Origin of the sequence: Halomonas ventosae (genome assembly GCF_004363555.1) — a bacterium.
In the GTDB taxonomy this organism is placed as follows: domain Bacteria; phylum Pseudomonadota; class Gammaproteobacteria; order Pseudomonadales; family Halomonadaceae; genus Halomonas; species Halomonas ventosae.
This window is the reverse complement of record NZ_SNZJ01000013.1, coordinates 23168-44057: the sequence shown is the minus strand read 5'-3', so window position 1 is coordinate 44057 and position 20890 is coordinate 23168. Positions and strand designations below refer to the sequence as shown.

23 protein-coding genes are annotated in these 20890 nt (G+C 67.3%); 11 read left to right on the top strand and 12 right to left on the bottom strand.

Annotation, left to right across the window (positions count from 1 at the left end; all coding sequences use genetic code 11):
• Positions 1–109: 109 nt before the first annotated feature.
• The 3 genes from DFP85_RS18930 (at position 110) to DFP85_RS11970 (ending at position 1600) form a co-directional block, all read left to right on the top strand.
• On the top strand, positions 110–415 hold the full coding sequence (locus DFP85_RS18930) for a hypothetical protein (RefSeq protein WP_166644638.1): 306 nt from the start codon (positions 110–112) through the stop codon (positions 413–415).
• Positions 416–539: 124 nt separating this feature from the next.
• Complete coding sequence (locus DFP85_RS11975; RefSeq protein ID WP_133636496.1) at positions 540–1115, top strand: DinB family protein; 576 nt, start codon at positions 540–542, stop codon at positions 1113–1115.
• Complete coding sequence (locus DFP85_RS11970; RefSeq protein WP_133636495.1) at positions 1115–1600, top strand: DUF302 domain-containing protein; 486 nt, start codon at positions 1115–1117, stop codon at positions 1598–1600. Before DFP85_RS11975 ends, DFP85_RS11970 begins: the two co-directional genes overlap by 1 nt.
• A 56-nt stretch (positions 1601–1656) precedes the next feature.
• Here DFP85_RS11970 and DFP85_RS11965 read toward each other — a convergent pair whose 3' ends face one another.
• Positions 1657–2244, bottom strand: coding sequence for a DUF3047 domain-containing protein (locus DFP85_RS11965; protein WP_243737286.1), 588 nt, complete (start codon positions 2242–2244; stop codon positions 1657–1659).
• 216 nt (positions 2245–2460) lie between these two features.
• Here DFP85_RS11965 and DFP85_RS11960 point away from each other — a divergent pair, with 216 nt between their 5' ends.
• Both DFP85_RS11960 and DFP85_RS11955 read left to right on the top strand, forming a co-directional pair.
• Positions 2461–2694 (top strand): hypothetical protein, encoded by a 234-nt coding sequence (locus tag DFP85_RS11960; RefSeq protein ID WP_133636493.1) that lies wholly within the window; start codon positions 2461–2463, stop codon positions 2692–2694.
• 138 nt (positions 2695–2832) lie between these two features.
• The gene (locus DFP85_RS11955) at positions 2833–3291 is read left to right on the top strand and encodes a DUF302 domain-containing protein (protein ID WP_243737285.1); all 459 of its coding nucleotides are present in this window, start codon (positions 2833–2835) and stop codon (positions 3289–3291) included.
• Positions 3292–3321: 30 nt separating this feature from the next.
• Here DFP85_RS11955 and DFP85_RS11950 read toward each other — a convergent pair whose 3' ends face one another.
• The 8 genes from DFP85_RS11950 to DFP85_RS11915 all read right to left on the bottom strand — a co-directional run bounded on the left by DFP85_RS11950 (position 3322) and on the right by DFP85_RS11915 (position 10683).
• The gene (locus DFP85_RS11950; protein WP_133636492.1) at positions 3322–3525 is read right to left on the bottom strand and encodes a zf-HC2 domain-containing protein; all 204 of its coding nucleotides are present in this window, start codon (positions 3523–3525) and stop codon (positions 3322–3324) included.
• Entirely contained in the window at positions 3522–4100 is a 579-nt protein-coding gene (locus DFP85_RS11945; RefSeq protein ID WP_133636491.1) for a sigma-70 family RNA polymerase sigma factor, read from the bottom strand. The genes DFP85_RS11950 and DFP85_RS11945 overlap by 4 nt, the downstream gene beginning before the upstream one ends.
• 378 nt (positions 4101–4478) lie before the next feature.
• On the bottom strand, positions 4479–5120 hold the full coding sequence (locus tag DFP85_RS11940) for a TIGR04282 family arsenosugar biosynthesis glycosyltransferase (protein ID WP_133636490.1): 642 nt from the start codon (positions 5118–5120) through the stop codon (positions 4479–4481).
• The gene (locus tag DFP85_RS11935) at positions 5110–5802 is read right to left on the bottom strand and encodes a TIGR04283 family arsenosugar biosynthesis glycosyltransferase (RefSeq protein ID WP_133636489.1); all 693 of its coding nucleotides are present in this window, start codon (positions 5800–5802) and stop codon (positions 5110–5112) included. The genes DFP85_RS11940 and DFP85_RS11935 overlap by 11 nt, the downstream gene beginning before the upstream one ends.
• Before the next feature lie 126 nt (positions 5803–5928).
• The gene (locus tag DFP85_RS11930; RefSeq protein WP_208108501.1) at positions 5929–6564 is read right to left on the bottom strand and encodes an ATP-binding cassette domain-containing protein; all 636 of its coding nucleotides are present in this window, start codon (positions 6562–6564) and stop codon (positions 5929–5931) included.
• The gene (locus tag DFP85_RS11925; protein WP_133636552.1) at positions 6561–8240 is read right to left on the bottom strand and encodes an ABC transporter permease; all 1680 of its coding nucleotides are present in this window, start codon (positions 8238–8240) and stop codon (positions 6561–6563) included. Before DFP85_RS11925 ends, DFP85_RS11930 begins: the two co-directional genes overlap by 4 nt.
• A gap of 49 nt (positions 8241–8289) precedes the next feature.
• Positions 8290–9522, bottom strand: coding sequence for an ABC transporter substrate-binding protein (locus DFP85_RS11920; protein ID WP_133636487.1), 1233 nt, complete (start codon positions 9520–9522; stop codon positions 8290–8292).
• Positions 9523–9594: 72 nt separating this feature from the next.
• The gene (locus tag DFP85_RS11915) at positions 9595–10683 is read right to left on the bottom strand and encodes an aminoglycoside phosphotransferase family protein (RefSeq protein WP_133636486.1); all 1089 of its coding nucleotides are present in this window, start codon (positions 10681–10683) and stop codon (positions 9595–9597) included.
• Between the two features lie 220 nt (positions 10684–10903).
• On the opposite strand from DFP85_RS11915, the gene DFP85_RS11910 reads away from it, so the two are divergent.
• From DFP85_RS11910 to DFP85_RS11885, 6 genes are all read left to right on the top strand, one after another.
• Entirely contained in the window at positions 10904–11587 is a 684-nt protein-coding gene (locus DFP85_RS11910; protein WP_133636485.1) for a hypothetical protein, read from the top strand.
• Positions 11588–11846: 259 nt separating this feature from the next.
• A complete protein-coding gene (locus tag DFP85_RS11905; RefSeq protein ID WP_243737284.1) occupies positions 11847–13334 on the top strand; it encodes an NfeD family protein in 1488 nt (495 codons plus the stop codon).
• A 64-nt stretch (positions 13335–13398) separates the two neighbouring features.
• Positions 13399–14196, top strand: a complete 798-nt coding sequence (locus DFP85_RS11900; protein ID WP_133636483.1) for a slipin family protein — start codon at positions 13399–13401, stop codon at positions 14194–14196.
• 420 nt (positions 14197–14616) lie between these two features.
• Positions 14617–16107 (top strand): SulP family inorganic anion transporter, encoded by a 1491-nt coding sequence (locus DFP85_RS11895; protein ID WP_133636482.1) that lies wholly within the window; start codon positions 14617–14619, stop codon positions 16105–16107.
• Positions 16108–16171: 64 nt separating this feature from the next.
• Positions 16172–17026 (top strand): universal stress protein, encoded by an 855-nt coding sequence (locus DFP85_RS11890; RefSeq protein ID WP_133636481.1) that lies wholly within the window; start codon positions 16172–16174, stop codon positions 17024–17026.
• 318 nt (positions 17027–17344) lie between these two features.
• Positions 17345–17707 carry a RidA family protein gene (locus tag DFP85_RS11885; protein WP_133636480.1) on the top strand — a complete coding sequence of 121 codons (363 nt, stop codon included), beginning with the start codon at positions 17345–17347 and terminating at the stop codon, positions 17705–17707.
• A gap of 33 nt (positions 17708–17740) precedes the next feature.
• Here the strand turns inward: DFP85_RS11885 and DFP85_RS11880 are convergent, their stop codons facing one another.
• The 3 genes from DFP85_RS11880 to DFP85_RS11870 are packed head-to-tail and all read right to left on the bottom strand — an operon-like array spanning position 17741 to position 20828.
• Positions 17741–19264, bottom strand: a complete 1524-nt coding sequence (locus DFP85_RS11880) for an ABC transporter permease family protein (protein WP_133636479.1) — start codon at positions 19262–19264, stop codon at positions 17741–17743.
• Entirely contained in the window at positions 19261–19974 is a 714-nt protein-coding gene (locus DFP85_RS11875) for an ATP-binding cassette domain-containing protein (protein WP_133636478.1), read from the bottom strand. Before DFP85_RS11875 ends, DFP85_RS11880 begins: the two co-directional genes overlap by 4 nt.
• Complete coding sequence (locus DFP85_RS11870) at positions 19974–20828, bottom strand: putative selenate ABC transporter substrate-binding protein (RefSeq protein WP_133636477.1); 855 nt, start codon at positions 20826–20828, stop codon at positions 19974–19976. Before DFP85_RS11870 ends, DFP85_RS11875 begins: the two co-directional genes overlap by 1 nt.
• Positions 20829–20890 lie beyond the last annotated feature (62 nt).

Here is a 20890-nt window from a genome sequence, read left to right as displayed (position 1 = left end):
ACCGGTGATGCCTCCGGCATCGCCGTTGAAGAAGCCGGCCACGGGCCGGCGTCACGGCAAGACGACATGCCTGGCATGTCGCCCACCCTGTATCAAGGAGGTCATGATCATGACACTGCAAGATGAGAAGCGCCGTAGCCTGCTGAGTCGCCTCAGCCGTCAGCTGGGCTACACGGCACCGGCACTCGCCCTGGTCGCCAGCGGAGCGGCCTTCCAGGCCGTGGCTGGCGAGACATCCCCCGAGCTGAGCTATACCAATGGCCAGGAGGCTCCCCTGATGCTTGCCGAGGCCCACGCCGAGGGTGGCGCCGAGGCCGAAGGTCAGGCCGAGGGCGAAGCGGAACGCGAAGCAAAAGGCGAGGGCGAAGCAGAAGGCGAGGGCGAAGCAGAAGGCGAGGGCGAAGGGGAGGGGTGAGCCCTTCCTTCCCCCTCAGCGGGAGACCAGGTCCGTCACCACGGTGGCGGCCTGGCCTCTTCCCTCTGTCGCTTCACGGCGATCCCCTGACGTAACCCAAAGTGGAACTCACAGGACACCCGTCATGACATCATGTCACTCCCGGCCGTCTCCCGACACGGCGCATCTCGTCGAGGAGAACCTGCTGACCCTTGCCCAGCTGAGGCGCATGGTCGTGGCCCTCGCCCCTGAGCGTTATCGACAGGCGTTCGGCGAGCACGGACGCCACACCCTGGGCAAGCATGTGCGTCACATCATCGATCATTACGATGCCCTCCTCGACGGCCTCGATCGAGGAGAGGAGGTCATCGACTACGAACAGCGCCGACGCGACGAGGCCCTCGAGCAATGGCCGCAGCAAGCCGCAAGCCATCTGGCCGGCATCGAATCAAGGCTGTCGGCGCTGGACGGCGAGCCGTGGTCGGCCGCGCTGACCCTGGCCTATCCCCTGGACGACGAGAGGCTCTCCCTGACGTCGAGCCTGAATCGCGAACTTGCCTTCCTCACCAGCCACAGCATTCACCACATGGCGATCATCGCCCTCCTGGCCGAGCAGTCGGGTATCCACCTGCCCGAGTCGTTCGGGGTGCATCCCTCCACGCTTCGCCACTGGCAGCGGGCACCCGAGGAGCAGGCGCCACTCTCGCGGAGGAGTGCCTGATGAAGCGCGTGATACTGGCGAGCTGGCTGCTGGTGCTGATCGTGGCGGCCCCCGTGAGCGCCGAACCCCGTTGGCCCGACCAGGGCTGGCAGGTCACGCCCACCTCGCTTGCCTACGACGAACTGCTTGAGGACCTGCGGGAGGCTGTCGAGGCCGAGGGCATGTTCGTGGTCACCGAGGCGGGGCCCACCGAGGCCGCCGCGAACCGCGGGGTCACCATCCCCGGCAACCGGGTCGTCGGCGTGTTTCGCAACGACTATGCGGTTCGGATCCTGCGGCTGAGCGTCCCGGCGATGATCGAGGCCCCCATGCGCTTCTATGTCACCGAAAACGACGACGGCAGCGCCACGCTCTCCTGGAAGACGCCGACTCATCTTCTCGAACCCTACGTGGACGCGGCCGGAGAGGAACTGGAAACGGTGGGCCGCGAACTCGACACCCTCTTCGCTGCCATTGCCAAGCGTGCCACCGAGGAATCGGGGTAGTGACCCGGCGCTACGCTGATCGGCTCATTACCTGAGAAGTCCTACTCCAGGCGTTTTCAGGGACAGTCGGGCGGTTCGGGACTCGCGGAAAATGCCAGATGCGTGAACCAGGCCGTGGCATCCACCCCGGCATTGTCGCCGTCGCTCATCAGGGCGAGGCCATCGATGTGGTCCGGGCGTTTCCCGAAGAGTCGCTGATAGTCCTCGCGGACATCCCGCACCTCCGCCACCCATTCGCCCACGCGCGTCTCACCACTCTGCAGGGCCAGCAGCTGGGCGCGTGAGGTAAAGGCATTGGGCCAGTCCGTGCCGGCAGGCTGACTCGAGGCCCACACATAGTTCACCGACTCGACCTGCCAGGGCAGCAGCCCCGTCTTGCGGGCCACATAGACCCTGGCCGGGTAATCGTCGCCCGACTTTCGTGTCTCGTCGAGACCCTCATGAATGCGCGATACCTGCCAGCACCAGTGCAGGTAGGGCATTTCGCGAAGGTCGATCTTGCGCTCCAGATATTTCGCCGAGGCCTGTTGCCGGGCGCTGGCCTGGAGGAGTCGCGTGCCATCCCGTTCGATGAACCGGTACTCGGTCTCGCCCTCGAAGCTGCGTGTTGGCCAGGAAAGGATATCATCCGGTGAGAACGTCAAGTCATCTGCTGCGATGACAGATCCTGACGCCAGGGTCATCAGCGCCATCAGGCTCCAGGGGGAAAGGGGTCGCATCATCGGGTAGATCACTCCATTAATTGCGAAGGTGAGACTCATTTTTCGCCGAGTAGTTCGTAAGGAAAATGGCCCTGGATGTATCAAGACTCAAGGCCTGATTGAAGGTCTTATATCAGCCGATAGCCACGAGGTGTGGCCATGAAGATTCGAACCGTAACACTGGCCATGATGACCCTGATTCTGAGTGCAGGATCTTTGATGGCGATGGATTCCGAGTATCAGGAGAAGCGTCGTCAGGCGCTGCAAGAGAAAAGTGCAAGCGCGTCCATTCAGGCTGATAACTCCATCGAAAAGCGGCGCAGCAGAGAGGTGAGCCAACAGGGAGAAAGGCGGCATCGCGAGGTCGATGACGAAGAGAAACTGACACGATAAGTCCTGCGCTACTGGTGGAACTGATCCTTTGCCAACAAACGACCTACCCCGGACCTGATCCTTCAGGCCCGGGCTTCTTGCCTTGTGCGGGGGGCTTGGCCATCCTGACAGGACATTTACTGAAAGTGAGGAGATACCATGCGCAAGACGCTGGTCTGGACGGCCATGGCCATGTTCGTGGCTATGCCGCTGGCGGTACAGGCGGAAGAGCACGGGGTGATGCACCTGCAGTCGAGCGATGATATCGATCGCGTCGAGGAGCGGCTTCGTGAGGCCATCGAGGACAAGGGACTGACCCTGATGACCGTTGTCGATCACACCGCCAATGCGGAGGGCGTGGGGCTCTCGTTGCCGGCGACTCGTACCTTCATCTTCGGTAATCCGCAGGTGGGTACGCCGATGATGCAGTGCCAGGGAAGCATGGCGCTGGACCTGCCCCAGAAGATGGTGGTGCGGGAGACGGACGAAGGCGTCAGGCTGGAGTGGAATTCGCCACACTACCTGGCCGAGCGCCACTCCCTGGAGGAGTGCGACCTGCCTCTGGACAAGGTCGCCGGTGTACTGGAGGGCGTGGCAAGCACTGCCGCAGGCCAGTGAGATCAATAGCCGTGAACGATCGACGGGCCTTCAGTGCCCGTCATCGTCCTGCTCGGAGTCATGCTCCGGGCCGAATCGCCTGCCGGCCTCATGAAGCAGCGTGAACTGTCTGTCGCACTCCCGGCAGGCGCCGCACATGGAGAGATGCAACCTCAGGGAAACCCTTTCCTGGAAGGTAAGAGGGCGGTCCTGCTTGAGTGACATCAGGCGGGTCGCTTCCTTGCACATCATCATATCGTTTCCTCCTTCAGCCAGCCCTTCTCGATGCAGGCCCTGAGTCGCAGCCGGGCGCGATGCAGTATCACCCAGCAGTTGTTCTCCTTTATGTCCAGCTCCTTGCAGATATCGTCGGTGGAGAGCCCCATCAGCTCGCGCAGGGAAAATACCCTGGCAGCGTTTTCCGGCAGGGCGATCATGCAGGCATCGAAGACCTGCCAGAAGTGCTCGGTCTCGAAAGCTGCCTCGGGCTCCCCCCAGCTGGAAGGGCGGGTACTCTGCTGCCAGCGGCCGTTCTGCTGGAATTGCCGGTCGATGGCGTCGTCATCGTCCTCATCCTCGAGGGGCTGCCAGCGTCCATGGCGTTTCTGCATGCGCATGGCGTCGAGGATCTTGTACTTGAGGATGCCGAAGACCCAGGTCTCGTAACCGGATCGTCTGGCGAAGCTTTCATTCTTTTCGATGGCGGACATCATTGCCTCCTGTACGACATCCTCGGCCTGGCTTCGATCACGCAGGTGCATGAGGGCGAAGGAGATCAGGCGTGGCCTGACAGCCGTGAGTCGCTGTAGCCTGTCTTCATTCTCGTTCATCGATGCGTCCTTCCTTCCCTGTCCTGATGGCTGGTCCGGATTCATGCAAAGTCTAGCAGCTGGTGTCAGCCAGGAGTCAGGTGCTCCCGAGTGAGTCGTGCAGGCCAGGCTATCCTTACAGGGTTCGCAAGGTTTCCGGGAGGAAGGCTGGCATCACTTTCGCCAGCCTTTCTGCGGATTATCCTTGTGAATCTTTTGGGTTCATGATGCAAGGTTTTCAGGATGAGGTTGACAATAAAGGCCCTGTATTCCTTGAATGATTGATGTGCTTTATTGCCTGTATCAGGAGTAGTTCTGCCATTGATGTGGAGGGCGACATGTTGATATTCAGGCTGATTACCACACCTATGTGATGATGCCTCGCGTGCCCGGTCATCGTTAACGGCCTCCCGGCACCGTGATCAGGTCGGAATGCTTCGCCAGCCGATCCAGGTCCTCGGGCCTGTCCACATCCCAGAGTCGGGCGGGGCAGGCCAGCCGCCAGCCCAGCTCGTCGACGCGATCGCCCGTCTGTGCCATGACGCGGTTCGTGCCCCAGTCGATGGCCGCGAAGAGGCGGCGGTCGGCTTGTCGGACCCCGACCAGTGCATAGCCGCCATCCTCCACCGGCAGGAAGACGGCATCGGCGTCCGTCAGGGCAGCCTGGCAGTGCATGAGCAGCGCAGGGGTGAGCGCCGGGCAGTCGCTGCCGATCAGCACTCCCGGCGTGTCCATGGCCAGCAGGGCCTGGTACATGCGCTCTCCCAGGTCGCCCTCTGGCTGGGGGCGAAGCCTGATGCCATGCCGGTCGGCCAGTTCCTGGAACAGTGGATGGTCATGATCCAGTGCCGTCCACAGGGTGATGCGCTGCGGCGAGGTCGCCGCGAGGGCCGTCGCCACCGCATGGCGCAGCAGTCGCTCGTGAAGCCGGCAGGCCGCCTCGGCACCCAGGGCCGGCATCAGGCGCGTCTTCACCTGCCCGGGAATCGGTGCCTTGGCGAGAATCGCCAGGGGAAAGGCCCCGTGAGCGTCAGCGGACATGGCGATACTCCCGGGCCAGGACATCCGCCGACGCGCCGCGCCAGTAGCGCCAGCGCAATCGCCACATCAGGCGGATGGTGGTCCAGGCGCCCTGTCGGTCCCAGCGCCTGCCACTGCTGGTCACCTTCTCCGTCAAACAGGCCGGTGGCGATTGCCGCTTGAGTCGCCGCGACATCTCGATGTCCTCCATCAGCGGCTGGTCCGGAAAGCCGCCCGCGGCGTCGAAGGCCTCCCGGGTCATGAACAGCCCCTGGTCGCCGGTGGCGATGCCCGTCAGTCGCGAGCGCAGGTTCATGGCGCCAGCGATGACCGGCAGCAGCGGATGACGCCCCTCCAGACGGACATCGAAGCGCCCCCAGCAGTGTTCACTCGAGAGGGCCGAAGCAATCAACCGATCAGCGTCTCGCGGGAGTCGCGTATCGGCGTGCAGGAACAGCAAGTGTCGTCCGCGGGCCATACCCGCCCCGGCGTTCATCTGACGGGCCCGGCCGGGCTCGCTGACGATCGCCGTTGATGCCAGGGGGCGAGCCCGGGCCAGCGTATCATCGAGGCTGCCCCCGTCCACGACCAGTATCTCGACGCCGTCGGCTTCCCATGGCGTCAGACCGGTCAGCAACTTCTCGATGGTGGCCGCTTCATCCAGGGTCGGGATGATGATGCTGAGCCTCGGCGTTTGCGGCATGCCGACGGTCCTCCTGATGCCGGATCGATGCAGTGACATCTGGATCGTGACGCTTCTCGTGGCCTTACAGGGGGATGCCACGACTGTAAGGCTTTCCGCACCGAGGCGACATGGTCAGGCCTGATGTCAGTGGGACAGTTCGATCACTCGCCCACCGGCATCCTCGGCGTCCTCGGCGTCGTGGGTCACCAGCAGGCTGGGGAGGCCGGCCTCGCGCAGGCGGTCGAACACCAGCCGGCGCATCTCGTGACGCAGGTGGGTGTCGAGCTTCGAGAAGGGTTCGTCGAGTAGGACCGCACAGGGGGCCGACAGCAGCAGGCGCATCAGCGCCACCCGGGCCTTCTGGCCGCCGGAGAGGGTGGCCGGGTCCCGGTCGCCGAAGCCGGCGAGGCCGATGGTTGCCAGGGCCTGCTCGACCCGTGCGGCCTTGTCGGCGCTGGCCCCGGGCATGCCGAAGCGCAGGTTGCCACCCACCGAGAGGTGGGGGAAGAGCAGCGGGTCCTGGAACAGCAGGCCGATGCCGCGGCGCTCGGCCGGCAGGCCGCCGATGTCGTGGCCGTCGAGCAGTACCTGGCCGCTGGCCCGGAACTCGGGGGCCAGGAAGCCGGCGAGATAGGCGAGCAGGGTCGACTTGCCCGAGCCGGAGGGCCCCATGACGGTGAGGACCTCACCGGGGCCGATCCCGGCCTCGAGCTCCACCAGGACCTGGTCGCCCAGCCGGATGCAGATGTCATGAAGTTCGAGTCGATGGGTGGCGTTCATGGGGCTCCCTGCATGCCGCGTCGCCGCGACCATAGCAACCTGGGCAGGCCGACGGCGAGGATGAAACCCGCCAGTGGCAGGCAGGCCTGGACCAACGCCCAGACACCGATCACCCGGCGATTGGCACCGGCGGCCAGCGAGACGGCCTCGGTGGTGACGGTGGTCAGGCGTCCTCCCCCCAGCAGCTGGGTGGGCAGGTACTGGCCGATGCTGACTGCCAGCCCCACGGCCAGGGCGGTGAGGATCGGCGCCAGCAGCATCGGCAGGCGTACTCGCCAGAAGGTTCCGTTGCACGAGGCGCCCAGCGTCAGCGCCAGCTGCGACCAGCGCGGGTCGAAGCGCCGGTAGGCCTCGGAGAGCGAGAGGAAGACGTAGGGCAGCACGAACAGCAGGTGGCCGAAGGCGACCAGCGCATGGGTCGGTCGGGTGCCGAGCTGCTCCATCACCACCGCCAGGCCGAACAGGAAGGCGATCTGCGGGACGATCAGCGGCAGGTAGAGCAGCCACAGGGCCCGCGAGGGGTGTCGGCCACTGCGCTGCTCGTTTTCCAGTGCCGCCAGGGCCAGGACCATGGCGAGCAGCGTCGCGCAAAGGGCGATCAGCGCCGTCGAGGCGACCGGCCCGGCAAGCGAGGGCAGGACCCGGGCCCAGTGGGCGGCGGTGAAACTTCCCGGCAGGGCGTCCGGGAAGCGCCAGAAGCCGGCCACGGAGTGGATCGCCAGGCCGGCGATGCCGACGAAGGCGATCACCGTGGCCAGCAGGATCCACAGCTTGCCGGCGACATGCAGGCCGGCCTCGCCCCGACGCCGTCCGCCGCGTTCGATCCAGAGGCCCATCAGCCGGCTGGCGACACGCTCCAGTCCCCACCAGATAGCCAGCGCCGCGGCGGTGACGCCGAGCTGCAGGATCGCCCCGGCCGAGGCCAGGAAGCGTTTGTCGAGGTCGGGGTCGCTGAACCAGCCTAGGATCGACACGGCAAGCGTGGGCGGCAGGGTGGGGCCGAGGATCATCGCCACATCCACCACCGAGGAGGCGTAGGCGACCACCGCGTAGACCGGCAGGCGGATCAGCGGATAGAGCGACGGCGCGACCACCTTCCACCAGGCCAGGGTCGGGCGGTAGCCCAGCGAGCGCGCCATGGCGACGCGCCGTTCGGGGTCAAGCTGGGGCAGGGCCGCCAGGCTCATCAGCAGCAGGAAGGGAATCTCCTTGATCACCAGCCCCGCGATCAGCGAGAGCCCCCAGGGATCCTGGACGATCAGCAGGTCCGGTGGACGCTCCCAGCCGGTCAGCCCTGGCGAGGCGAGTCGCGCGACCAGCCCAGAGGGGGCTATCAGGAAGGCCAGGCCGAAGGCCGCGGCGGCATGGGGAATGGAAAGCAGCGGCGAGACCAGCCGCCGGATCCAGCGGTCGAGCCGGCTGCCGGTGGTGGCGGCCAGGTAGAGCAAGACCACCGCCAGCGAGATGGCGGTAGCGAGCAATCCGCTGGCGAGGCTGATGGCGGCCGAGCGCCAGATGCCGGGTTCGGCGAACAGGGCCCGCCAGGGGGCGAGCGTCAGGCTATCCCCGCCCAGGGCCGGCAGGTAGCCGAAGGCCGGCAGCAGGGCCATGCCCAGGCCGGCAAGGATCGGGGCGACCAGCAGCGCGACGAGCAGCACGGGCGCCAGGCGCAGCATCATCGAGCGGGCCTCGTCGCGGGAGCGGTCGGGTCGCGGTGCCTCGCCATCAGTTGCCGATATAGCGGGCCTGCCAGGCATCCTGCAGGGCCGTCATCCAGCTGGGGTGCGGCTCGGGCAGGGTCTGCTGCAGGGCGTCTGGGGGTAGCATCGCCGGGTTGCTCTCGTCCAGGGCGAACAGGGCCCGGGTGTCGTCATCGAGGCGGGCCACATCGAGCACGGTGTGATCCCCCCAGACGGCGAGGTCCTGCTTGTGTGCCTGGGCCTCCGGCGAGAGCAGGAAGTCGGCGACCACCATGGCGCCGGCCTTGTGGGGCGAGTTGTAGGGAATGGCCACGAAGTGCACGTTGCCCAGGGTGCCGCCCTGGGGCACATAGCTGCGGGTGCTTTCCGGCAGTTCGAAGTCGGCGACCGCCGCCGCCGGCTCCGAGGGCGTGAAGGTGAAGGCTAGCGCCAGTTCGCCGTTGCCCATCAGGCTGCGCATCTCGGGCCCGGTCGCGGGGAACTGCCGACCACTGCGCCACAGGTGGGGGTGGAGCGCATCCAGGTAGTCCCACAGCGGGGCAGTGACGGCCGCGAAGTCGCTCTCCTCGACCGGCGCATAGAGTGCCTCGTCCTCATCGGTCAGCGCGATCAGGGCCTGCTTGAGGAAGGTGCTGCCGGTGAAGTCGGGGATCCTCGGGTAGGTGAAGCGCCCGGGGTTGGCCTCGGCCCATTCCAGCAGGGCCGGAATATCCTGCGGGGGCGCCGCGACCTCGTCGCTGTCCTCGCGGAGCTCATGGCTATCATAGTAGAAGGTGATCTGTGCCCGGCCCCAGGGGGACTCGTACCCCTCCGTGGGCAGGGTGAAGTCGGTGACCACTTCGGGGTTGTGCTCGGGGTAGGTGAGCGCGAAGTTCGGCAGTGCCTCGGCGAAGGGACCGAACAGCAGGTCGTTGGCCTTCATGGTGGCGAAGTTCTCGCCATTGATCCAGACCAGGTCGACATTGCCGTCGTCATGGTTGCCGGCCTGCTTCTCCGCCAGCACCCGGGAAACCGCCTCGGCGGTGTTGCCGACCTTGACGTGGGTGAGTTCGATATCGAACTGCGCCTCGACCCGTCCGGCGACCCAGTCGATATAGTCGTTGGTGCGCTGCTCACCGGCCCAGGCATACCAGTAGACCGTCTGGCCGCGCGCCTCGTCGAGCACGGCCTCCCAGTTAGTTGGATCGGGGGCCGCGGCGGCGGGGCCGGAAAGCAGCAGGGCGACGGGCGCGGCGGCAGCCAACAGGCGAATCGGCATCTAGGGTTCCTCTGGGTGATTGGCTGTGTCGGGGTGAAGTGCGCTTGGTGGTGCGCTATCGGGCTGTCGCCCTCAGTCGTTTAGCGCCTGCACGAGGGTGCGAAATTCCCGCTGTACATGCTCGATCACGGCCACCGAAAGGTAGTGGTCGACCCGGTCGCGAACGTGGGCAATCAGGGCATCGTCGCTCAGCTCGGCGGACCAGTCCTCGCCGCGGGCCTGGGCGTCCCGGGAGCGAAGGTTACTGGCTCGCCACTTCGCGCACCAGGTCAGCGACCAGAGCCACATGGCCCGCCGGCTCGCCAGCAGGGTGTCGGTGTCGCCATCGAAGCCCGTGGCGGCGATCCAGTGACGATAGAAGGCGGCCACCTCGGTGGGGCGCAGTTCGGTGCGACTCTGCAGGTCCCAGGTGGTGGAGGTGTAGAGGCTGGCGTGGGCCAGGTCGAAGCCCACCAGGCCGTAGCGGCACTTCTCCAGGTCCACCAGCACCGCGCGTCCTGACTCGGTGATCAGGAAGTTGCCGGGATGGGCATCGAAGCTGATCAATCGCGGCTCGGCGCCAGGCCCGGGAGGCAGGCGTTCCGGCAGGGCGGCCAGCTCGGCCTCGATCAGCGCTCGGACGTCCGCCTCCAGCCCGGCCTGGTCGAGGAAGCGCGCCTGGTCCCTGATCTCCTCGAGCATCGCCGTCCAGGGGTCGGCGGGTGACCGCAATGGCGGGCGCGCCTCGGCATCGGGCACATCCAGCGCATGGAAGCTGGCCAGCGCCTCGGCGATGTCGGGCAGGTCATCCGGGAGCTTCGCCGGGCGCCCCCGGATGGCACTGACCAGCAGCCCGCCGCGCGGCAGCGACGGGCCGGGCGGGAGGATGCCGTGCAGGGAGGGGGCATGGCCGCCCTGGCTGGCGCGCTCGAAGCAGGCCGCCTGGTAGGCGAGGTTGGCGGCGGGGTCGAGTCGCATCTGGCTCTGCTTGGGTAATCGCGCCACCCAGTCGATCTGTTCCCGCTTGAGCCACACATGGTGATGGGCCAGGCCCGTATCGGCCATCGGGTGCATGGCCTGAATGTCCGCGTCATGACCGGTGTGGCGCAGGGCGAGGGCCAGGGGATGGCAGAGATCCGGTCGGGCCTGTGGCGACGCGGGGCGAACGGCGATATCCGGCATGACGCTCCTCGGGTGATGTGGTTGCAGTCGATGATGGAGGGTCGTGCGATGCAAGGCGTTCCTTACAGGCGGGGTGATGGTGAGCTCCCCGATGGCCTGTTGCATCTCGGCGGTCTGTAAGCCTGGGGCACCGTCATCGACATAGGGGAACCGTTGTTGCGACACGGGGGAGCGAAGGCTCCGGAACTCTCCTGGATGGACACACGCGAAGGTGAACAATATGTCACAGCACGACGATAAACGCCGCAAGCTCCTGGGCCGCCTGAATCGGCAACTGGCCTACACGGCCCCGCTGCTCGCCCTGGTGGCGGGGGGTGCCGTCCTTCACGCCTCCGCAGGCGATGACGCGGCCGTGGCCGACCTTGCCTCGCCCTCCAGTTCGTCCCTGATGATGGCCAGCAACCACGCAGAGGGGGCCGCCGAGGCGCAGGGCGAAGCCGAGGCCGACGCCCAGGGCGAGGCCGAGGCAGAAGGTCAAGCGGAAGGCGAGGCAGAAGGCGAAGCCGAGGGCGGCGACAGCGCCGCGGTGGCAAGGCCCGAGGGGTATTCGCCGGCCTATAGCGAGACCGGCGACAATCCCCAGGAGATGCTGGCCCGCGGCGAGGAACTCTATTACGACACCTCCTTGAGCAGCAATGGCCTTGCCTGCGCGAGCTGCCACGGCAGTGACGGTCAGGACATGGGCTATAGCGAGACGTTCGAACGGCCCTTCCCCCATCGGGTGGCGATGGCCGCCAACCAGTTCGGGATGTCGGAAGTGCACGCCGACGAGATGGTGCAGATCTGCATGGTGGCGCCGATGGCGGCCGAGCCGCTCGAGTGGGGCAGCGAGGAACTGACCTCCCTGGCGGCCTACATGGTGGAGGTGCAGAAGCGCGTCGCCGGAGAGCCGCATGACCTCTGAGTCCGGCCTGCGGCGCTGAAGGCGCTCTCCTCTTCTCTCTTCCATTAGCCCCCTGCCATCCTCCGGGCCCGCCGGCTGGCGGGCCCGGCGGCCTGCAAGGAGGGCATCTCCTTCCCTTCGAGGCAGGCAGGCTGTTGCCGCCCATGGGCCCACTGCCTACGCTGATATCGGCAATGACTGAACCACTGTTCCCCGACGAGGTTCTCAAGGACAGGCACTGAAGGGCGGGCACGAGATGACGAATCCAGATCGCAGGGGCATGGCCGGTCGCATCCTGATGCTGGCAAGCCTGCTGTGTCTGGCGCTCGGCGCGCTGCTGGCCTGGCAGGTCCAGGCACAGCAGGACGAGCGTACCGCCCTGGTGATGACGGTCGACGATGCCATCGGGCCGGCCATCAGCGACTATTTCCTGCGTGGCCTGGAGCTCGCCGAGGAGCGTGATGCCGAGCTGGTGGTGGTGGAGATGGACACCCCCGGCGGGCTCGATGCCTCGATGCGCTCGATGATCCGCGCCATGCTCACCTCCAGCGTGCCGGTGGCCATCTATGTCTCGCCGGCGGGGGCCCGGGCGGCCAGCGCGGGGACCTATCTGCTCTATGCCAGCCATGTGGCGGCCATGGCGCCAGCCACCCACCTCGGCTCGGCGACCCCGGTGCAGATCGGCGGCGGTGGCCTGCCGGGACTCGGCGATGACGACGATGGGGGAGAGGGCGGCGCCCGGGCACAGGAGGCCGAGGAGAGCGACGCGCCGGCAACCGGGAGCGAGGATGATTCCGGCAACGGGGCCGATGCCGATGACGCAGCGGCCGGCGGCGAAGGAGAGGCCAGCGAGGAGGGCGGCGACGACCGACGGCGTGGCGAGACGGCCATGGAGCGCAAGGTGCTGGAGGACGCGGTGGCCTATATCCGCTCGCTCGCCGAACGCCATGGCCGTAATGCCGACTGGGCGGAGCAGGCCGTGCGCGAGGCGGTCAACCTCACTGCCCGGGAGGCCCTGGAGCAGAACGTCACCGACGTGGTGGCCACCGACCTGGGCGACCTGCTGACCCAGATCGACGGGCGCACGGTGGTGATGGAGGACGGCGAGCGCACCCTGGCCACGGCCGATCTGGTCGTCGAGCGCTTCGATCCGGACTGGCGCACCAGGCTGCTGGCCGTGATCACCAATCCCAACGTCGCCTACTTCCTGATGATCATCGGCTTCTATGGGCTGATCTTCGAGCTGTCCAACCCGGGCAGCCTGGTGCCGGGGACCATCGGCATCATCTCGCTGCTGCTGGCACTGTTTGCCTTCCAGGTGCTGCCGGTCAACTACGCCGGCCTGGCGCTGATCCTGGTGGGGCTGGGGCTGATCGTGGGCGAGGCACTGATGCCCAGTTTCGGCATTCTCGGGATAGGCGGCATCGTCGCCTTCGTGATCGGATCGGTGATGCTGATGGACGCGGACAACCTGAATATCTCGCTGCCGATGATCGGCGGCATTGCCCTGCTGGCGGCGGGCCTGATGCTGTGGGTGATGACCCGCTTTATCGGGCTGCGGCGACGTACGCCGCGTACCGGCCAGGAGGAGCTCGTCGGAAGCGAAGCCAGTGCGCTCGAGGATTTCGCGGGACAGGGCCATGTGCGGCTGATGGGGGAGCGCTGGAATGCCCGAAGTACCCGGCCGCTGAGCCGGGGGCAGGCGGTGCGCGTGACGGCCGTCGATGGCCTGACCCTGGAGGTGGAGCCGCTCGACGCCGCGTCCTGAGGCCCCGGCACGTTTCCCGGCGCCGGCGCCTGCCGTCGCCGGACACATCGAAGGAGAGCAAGCCATGTTGATTTCCTATCTCGTTCCGGTCGTCCTGCTGATCATGTTGCTGGCGGCCTCGATCCGCATCCTGCCCGAGTACAAGCGAGGGGTGGTGTTTTTCCTCGGCCGCTTCCAGGCGGTCAAGGGGCCGGGCCTTTTGATCATCATTCCCGGCATCCAGAAGATGGAGGTGGTCGATCTGCGGGTGATCACCATGGACGTCCCGGAACAGGACGTCATCTCCCAGGACAACGTCACCGTCAAGGTCAATGCGGTGCTCTACTTCCGGGTGGTGGACCCGGAGAAGGCGATCATCCAGGTGGAGAACTTCGTCAATGCCACCAGCCAGCTGGCCCAGACCACGCTGCGCTCGGTGCTCGGCAAGCATGACCTCGACGAGATGCTCTCCGAGCGCGACAAGCTCAATGACGACATCCAGGAGATCATCGACAGCTCCGCCGAGAGCTGGGGCATCAAGGTGGCCAACGTGGAGATCAAGCACGTCGACCTCGACGAGAGCATGATCCGTGCCATCGCCCGCCAGGCCGAGGCCGAGCGCGAGCGGCGCGCCAAGGTGATCCATGCCGAGGGCGAGCTGCAGGCCTCCAGGAAGCTGGTGGAGGCGGCCAACGTGATGGCCGAGAACTCCGCCGCGCTGCAGCTGCGCTACCTGCAGACCATGAGCGACATGAGCAACAAGAACGCCTCCACCATCGTCTTCCCGCTGCCCATGGACATCATGGAGGCCTTCAAGCACATGAAGGCCTCGCCCGCCGCCCAGGCACGCACCGGCGGTACCGCGCCGGATGACGCCTCCTGATCCCGTCCTGCCACGGCCAGCCGGTCGTGGCACCCCTTGCCCTGGCGGTCGGATGCAGCGCCATGGCATCTCTGCTAGACTCCCGCGCTCTTGTCGGGTGCATCGATGCGACTTTCGTCCGATGACGCCCCACCGATGCCGAGCAAGGGAAACGACAGCACGTGATGACTCCCCTGGCAGGGCTGGCCACGCCGCCCTAGCGCACCCTCCCTAATCTCCCGGCGATGCCACCGTCACCGGTGCGTCATCGCTCGACATCACGCTGATGTCGCGGGCGCCCCTGCGCGCCATCCGGCGGCTTGCGCCTTCTCCTGAATCTGCCAACGGCGACAGCGCCCCACCGGGGTGCGGGGAAGGGCATGCGCACGACAGGATCCCGACGCCTCACGGCCCATCCATCCCCCCTGACTGGACCGCAGCATGTACGAGAAAATGAAACTGAGTTGGTTCTCCAACCTCAAGGGCGACACGCTCTCGGGCATCGTCGTCGCCCTGGCATTGATCCCCGAGGCCATCGCCTTCTCCATCATCGCCGGGGTCGACCCCAAGGTGGGCCTCTACGCGTCGTTTGCCATCTGCGTGATCATCGCATTCGCCGGCGGGCGCTCTGGCATGATCTCGGCGGCCACCGGGGCCATGGCGCTGCTGATGGTCACCCTGGTCAAGGAGCACGGCCTGCAGTACCTGCTGGCCGCCACCCTGCTGACCGGCGTCTTCCAGATTCTCGCGGGCTATCTCAGGCTCGCCGAGCTGATGCGTTTCGTGTCGCGCTCGGTGGTCACCGGTTTCGTCAATGCCCTGGCAATCCTGATCTTCATGGCCCAGCTGCCCGAGCTCACCGGCGTGACCTGGCACGTCTACGCCATGACGGCGGCCGGCCTGGCGATCATCTACGGCTTCCCCTACCTGCCGGTGGTGGGCAAGCTGCTGCCGTCGCCGCTGGTCTGCATCCTGGCGCTCACCGCGGTCTACATGCTGACCGGCATGGAGATCCGCAGCGTCGGTGACATGGGCGAGCTGCCGGACAGCCTGCCGGTCTTCCTGTGGCCCGAGGTCCCGCTCAACCTCGAGACGCTGATGATCATCCTGCCCTACTCGCTGATGCTGGCCGTGGTGGGCCTGCTGGAGTCGATGATGACCGCCACCATCGTCGACGACCTGACCGACACCAAGAGCGACAAGAACCGCGAGTGCAAGGGCCAGGGCATCGCCAACATCGGCGCCGGTCTGATCGGCGGCATGGCGGGCTGCGCGATGATTGGCCAGTCGGTGATCAACATCAAGTCCGGCGGTCGCCGTCGGCTGTCGACCCTGATCGCCGGCGTGGCGCTGCTGCTGATGGTGGTGTTCCTCTCCGACTGGGTCTCCCAGATCCCCATGGCGGCCCTGGTGGCGGTGATGATCATGGTCTCCATCGGTACCTTCAGCTGGGAGTCGATCCGCGACCTGAAGAAGCACCCGATGAGCACCAACATGGTGATGGTGGCCACCGTGGTGGTGACCGTGGGCACCCACAACCTGGCCATCGGCGTCTTCGTCGGGGTGCTGCTCGCCGCCATGAACTTCGCCAACAAGGTAGGCAATATCCTCTACATCGGCAGCGAGGAGGCCGACGAGGGCAGGGCGCGTGTCTACACGGTGGTGGGCCAGGTGTTCTTCGCCTCCTCCGAGCGCTTCGGCGAGGCCTTCGACTTCAAGGAGACGGTGGAGAAGGTCACCATCGACCTCTCACGCGCCCACTTCTGGGACATCACCGCCGTCCAGGCGCTGGATCGTATCGTGATCAAGTTCCGTCGTGAGGGCACCGAGGTGGAGATGATCGGCCTCAACGAGGCGAGCGCCACCATCGTCGACCGCTACGCGGTGCATGACGATCCCGAGGCCGTCGAGAAGCTGATGGGCGGCCATTGACCCGTCGGACGGATGATGTAGAAGGTGAAGAGATGACCATACACGCCAGCTTCAGGACAAGACGATGACAGAACAGGTGATGGCCGCCATCGACGGCTCGAAGTTCTCGGAAGGAGTGTGCGACTACGCCGCCTGGGCCAGCCTGGCACTGGATGCCCCCCTGACCTTCCTGCACGTGGTGGACAACCACCCCCAGACCGCCGAGGCGGACCTCTCAGGCAATATCGGGCTCGGGGCCAGGGAGCACCTGCTCGAGGAGCTCTCCCACCTGGACGAGCAGCGGGCCAAGGTGGCGCAGGAGCAGGGCCGGCTGATGCTCAAGGCGGCCAGGGAGCGGGCCGTCGAGGACGGCGTGAATGATCCCGCCGGCCGCCAGCGCAACGGTACCCTGGTGGAGACCCTCGAGGAGTTGCAGGACGAGATACGCCTGCTGGTGGTGGGCAAGCGTGGCGAAGCGGCCCACAAGGCGAGCGACCACCTGGGCTCCAACCTCGAGCGGGTGGTGCGCACCCTGCACCGGCCGATCCTGATGGTGCCCGACACCTACCGGAAGCCCGAGAAGGTGATGCTGGCCTTCGACGGCAGCAAGACCACCCGCAAGGGCGTGGAGATGCTGGCCAAGAGCCCGCTGTTCAACGACGTCCCGGTGCACGTGGTGATCGTCGGCGCCGAGACCGGCGACAACCGCTCCCAGCTCGACTGGGCGCTCAAGACCCTGCGTGACGCCGGTCACGAGGCCGAGGGCGCCATCCGCGCCGGTGAGGTGGAGGCCACCCTGCGCGGCTATCAGGAGGAGCAGGGCATCGACCTGCTGGTGATGGGTGCCTATGGCCACTCGCGCATCCGCCACCTGCTGGTGGGCAGCACCACCACCACCATGCTGCGCAAGGCCAACGGCCCCGTGTTGCTGCTGCGCTGATCGCGATCGCCTGTGTCACGCGACGCCGGCCCCCGGGCCGGCGTCGTCGCGTCAGGCTCCCCGGGCCTCGGGGCTCGCCAGCACGCCCTGGGCCAGCGCCCAGCCGATACCCGGCAGCACGCGATGATCCCGCAGCAGGGTGCGGTACCCATGGTGACCTCCGGTGCGTATTGGGTGGCAAGACGGGAGTGCGGCGGCAGGACCGCGGTGGCAAGATGGAGCCATGGCGGCCCTGCCGGTGAAGGCGATCCCCTGGTGCTGAAATGCATCGATTGCGCCGAGTGACGCGGCGCTGACCCGACCAATGGAGAGACCACGATGAGCATCGAGCGACACGACACCAAGGCGCGCATGAGCCGCGCGGTGATCCACAACGGCATGGCCTGGCTGTGCGGCCAGGTGGCCGGCCCCGAGGCACGCCACGGCGACATCACCGAGCAGACCGAGAGCATGCTCGAACGCCTCGATGGCCTGCTCGCCGAGATCGGCTCCGACCGGGAGCATCTGCTCTCGGCGACCATCTACCTCAAGGAGGGCCACGACTTCGCCGCCATGAATGCCGTCTGGGATGCCTGGGTGCCCACCGGCCATGCGCCGGCCCGCACCTGCGTCTGCGCGCCCATGCCCGCCGACGAGCTGAAGGTGGAGATCACCGTCACCGCCCTGGTGCCGGGCCGCTAGCCGGCAGGGCGACGTAATGCCCCCTGCCAGCGCCTAGCGCTGGCAGGGGTCGTCGATGATGGCGGTCTCCCGCGGCCGCAGGCGTCGCGAGAGGGCGTCCACGGCGATGTTGAGGGCCGCGGTGACCAGCAGCAGGAAGAAGGCCACGTCGAACAGCAGGTACTCGAAGTTCGCATCGATGTAGTAGCCCAGGGTGGCCACCCCCAGCATGCCCAGGATGGCCGTCTCGCGCAGGATCACCTCGGCACGGTAGTAGAGCAGGGCCAGCATGCCCGGATAGAGCCGCGGCAGCAGCTCGTAGGCCAGCCGCCCCGTGGCGTTCACCCCCGGCATGCCGGGGGTGATGGCATCCGCATGCCGTGCCACCAGGAAGGCGATCAGCGCGCCGTTGTGCAGCGCCAGCGCCAGCCAGGCGGGCAGCAGCGAGGGTCCCAGCAGCAGCAGGAAGAAGAAGGCCAGCATCAGCTCCGGCGTCGAGCGCAGGAAGACCAGCAGCCCCCGTCCGGCCAGCCGGGTCGCCGGGTTGCCGAAGTGGCGGCAGGCCAGCGGCCACAGCGCCAGGGCGACCAGCAAGGCCCCCACGCTGCCGAGCAGGCCGAGCAGCAGGGTGTTGCCGATGGCCGGGCCCAGGTCGGGGATGCGGGCCAGCCACTCGACCAGACCGCGCCAGTCGCCCTCGAGCAGCGCCGGTGGCCAGATGTCCTGGCTGACGAAGCGCCACAGGAGGCCGCCCTCCAGCGCCGGCCAGGGGCCCAGCAGCAAGGCGCCACCGAGCGCCAGCAGCGGCATCAGCCGTCGGTGGCCCCACCAGGGCAGGCTGGCGATCAGCAGGTAGAAGAGCCACAGCAGCGCCCCGGCCTCGTGGTAACGCCCCTCGCGAAAGGCGGTCTCGAGCTGGAAGCCCAGGGTCGGCAGGCCGACGAAGCCCAGCAGCACGCTGGCGCGCAGCGCGCACTCGAAGCGGTAGCGCGTGTAGGCGGCGAGCCGGGTCCAGGCCAGCGGCAGTTCGGCATAGACGAAGCGCGACAATCGCCCGACCCCGGGCGGCAGGGCGTCGCGCGGCGCACCGGGTATCTGCTCCAGGATCTCGGCATAGACCTTGGCGAAGATGCCGGCATAGGGAATCGCCAGGGCCAACAGGGCTGTGGCGGTGGAGAGGCCGAACACCTGCAGGAAGAGCAGTGCCCAGAACAGCTCGTGGATCGCCCGCACGAAGGCGCAGCCGGCGCGCACCAGCCGCGAACGGGCGAACAGCAGGGCCAGCGGGAAGCCCAGCACAATCCCGCCGAGCGTCCCCCAAAGGGCCACGGCCACGGTAAGGCCAAGCGCCTCCAGCGGTGACTCCAGCGCCCCCCAGGCGGGCCAGGCCAGCCCCCGGGCCATGCGCCCGAGCTCCGCCCAGGGGTCGCGGGTCAGCACCGCCAGGTCGGCGAAGGGCACCAGCACCACCGCCAGCGCCACCAGGGTCAGGCTGTGGCGCGCCAGGCGCACGCCGGGGCTCTGGCCTCCCAGCCAGCCCGGCCGGGGCACCCGGGTGCGAGACTGGGCCTGGGTCATGGCCGGCCCCGGGAGGCGGCTTCTCCCGTCTGGCCATCGGCGTCGGGATAGAGGCCGTCCAGGTCCGCCAGGCCCAGTTCGCGAGCCGGCGCATCGATCACCAGCCGGCCGTCACGCAGGCCCCATACCCGGTCGAAGTGGCTGAGCGCCAGCTCCCGCTGGTGGAGGGCGATCACCGAGGTGGCGTGGCGTTGGCCGATCAGCGCCAGCAGGCGCAATGCCTGGTGGGGGTCGACGCTGGCCACCGGCTCGTCACCGAGGAATAGCGCCCGCTGCTGGTAGAGGGCTCGGGCGATGGCGACCCGCTGGCGCTGGCCCCCGGAGAGCTGGGCGACGGGACGGCGCATCAGCCCGTCCAGGCCCAGCTCGTCGCAGAGCTCGGCGACCTCGCACCAGGGGCCGGCCAGCGGCCGCACCAGGTTCCACAGGTTGGCCAGCGCCGAGTGCTCGGCCAGCCGCCCCATGTAGACGTTGTGATAGACCGCTAGCTGGGGCACCAGGCCATGCTGCTGGGGGCACCAGGCGGCGCTGTCGCCCAATTGCCGGCGCAGGGCGCCGAGCAGGGTGGACTTGCCGGCCCCGCTCTGGCCGAGCAGGGCGACCCGTTCGCCGCGCTGCAGGTCGAGGTGCAGTCCCGGCAGCACCACCCGGTCGCCATGGCCCAGGTCGGCGCCGTTCAGCGAGACCAGGGTGTCGCGGGACTCGCCCATCAGCGCAGCAGGCCGAGCTCTTCGGCGACGTCCTCGATGGGGGCGTAGAGGGCGTTGTCGGCGGGGATGAAGCCCTCGCGGGGGAAGCTCGCCAGCAGCTCGGGGTCGTCCATCTCGAGCAGGGCCGCGCGGACCTTCTCGGTGAAGCCCTCGCCGAAGCGTTCATCGACGTCGCCGCGCAGGGTCCAGTTGTAGTCCGGGTAGGGCGGGGTGGCCCAGATCACCTCGACCTTGTCGGTGTCCACCCGGCCGTCCGCCACCGCGGCCTCCCAGACGCTGAAGTTCACCGCCCCCAGGTCCCAGGTGCCGGCTTCCACCAGGGCGATGGTGCGCGAATGGTCCCCGGAGAAGCCGACCCGCGAGAAGAGCTCGTCGGGTGCCTCGCCGAAGCGCTGGCGCAGGAAGTGCTCGGGCATCAGGCGCCCCGAGGTGGAGGTCCGCGAGCCGAAGGTCAGGCTCATGTCCTCGATGGCGTCGGACAGTTCCTCGGCCCGCTCGAGGCCGGTGGAGCGGTGGGCGATCAGGTAGCTCTTGAACTCGGCATCCTCGCTGCCCTGGGCCACCGCGACGGAGCCCGGTACCAGGCGACGCGCCTGTACCCCGGAGAGGCCGCCGAACCAGGCCAGCTGGACCTGGTCGTTGCGAAAGGCGGTGACCGTGGCGCCATAGGACTTCACCGGCACGTACTCCACCTCGACGTCGAGGCGCTCCTCAAGGTAGTCGGCGACCTTCGAGAAGCGCTCGACCAGCCGCGACTGGTCCTCGTCGGGAATGGCGGTGAAGCGGAAGGTATCGGCGGCGACACCCTGGGCGAACAGGGCGAGGACAGTGGTGGAAGCGGCAAGCCAGCGCATCTCGGTCTCCGTGGTGGGCGATAGGCTGGCCATTGTTGTGGCTCGGCGCCGGCCTGGCAAGT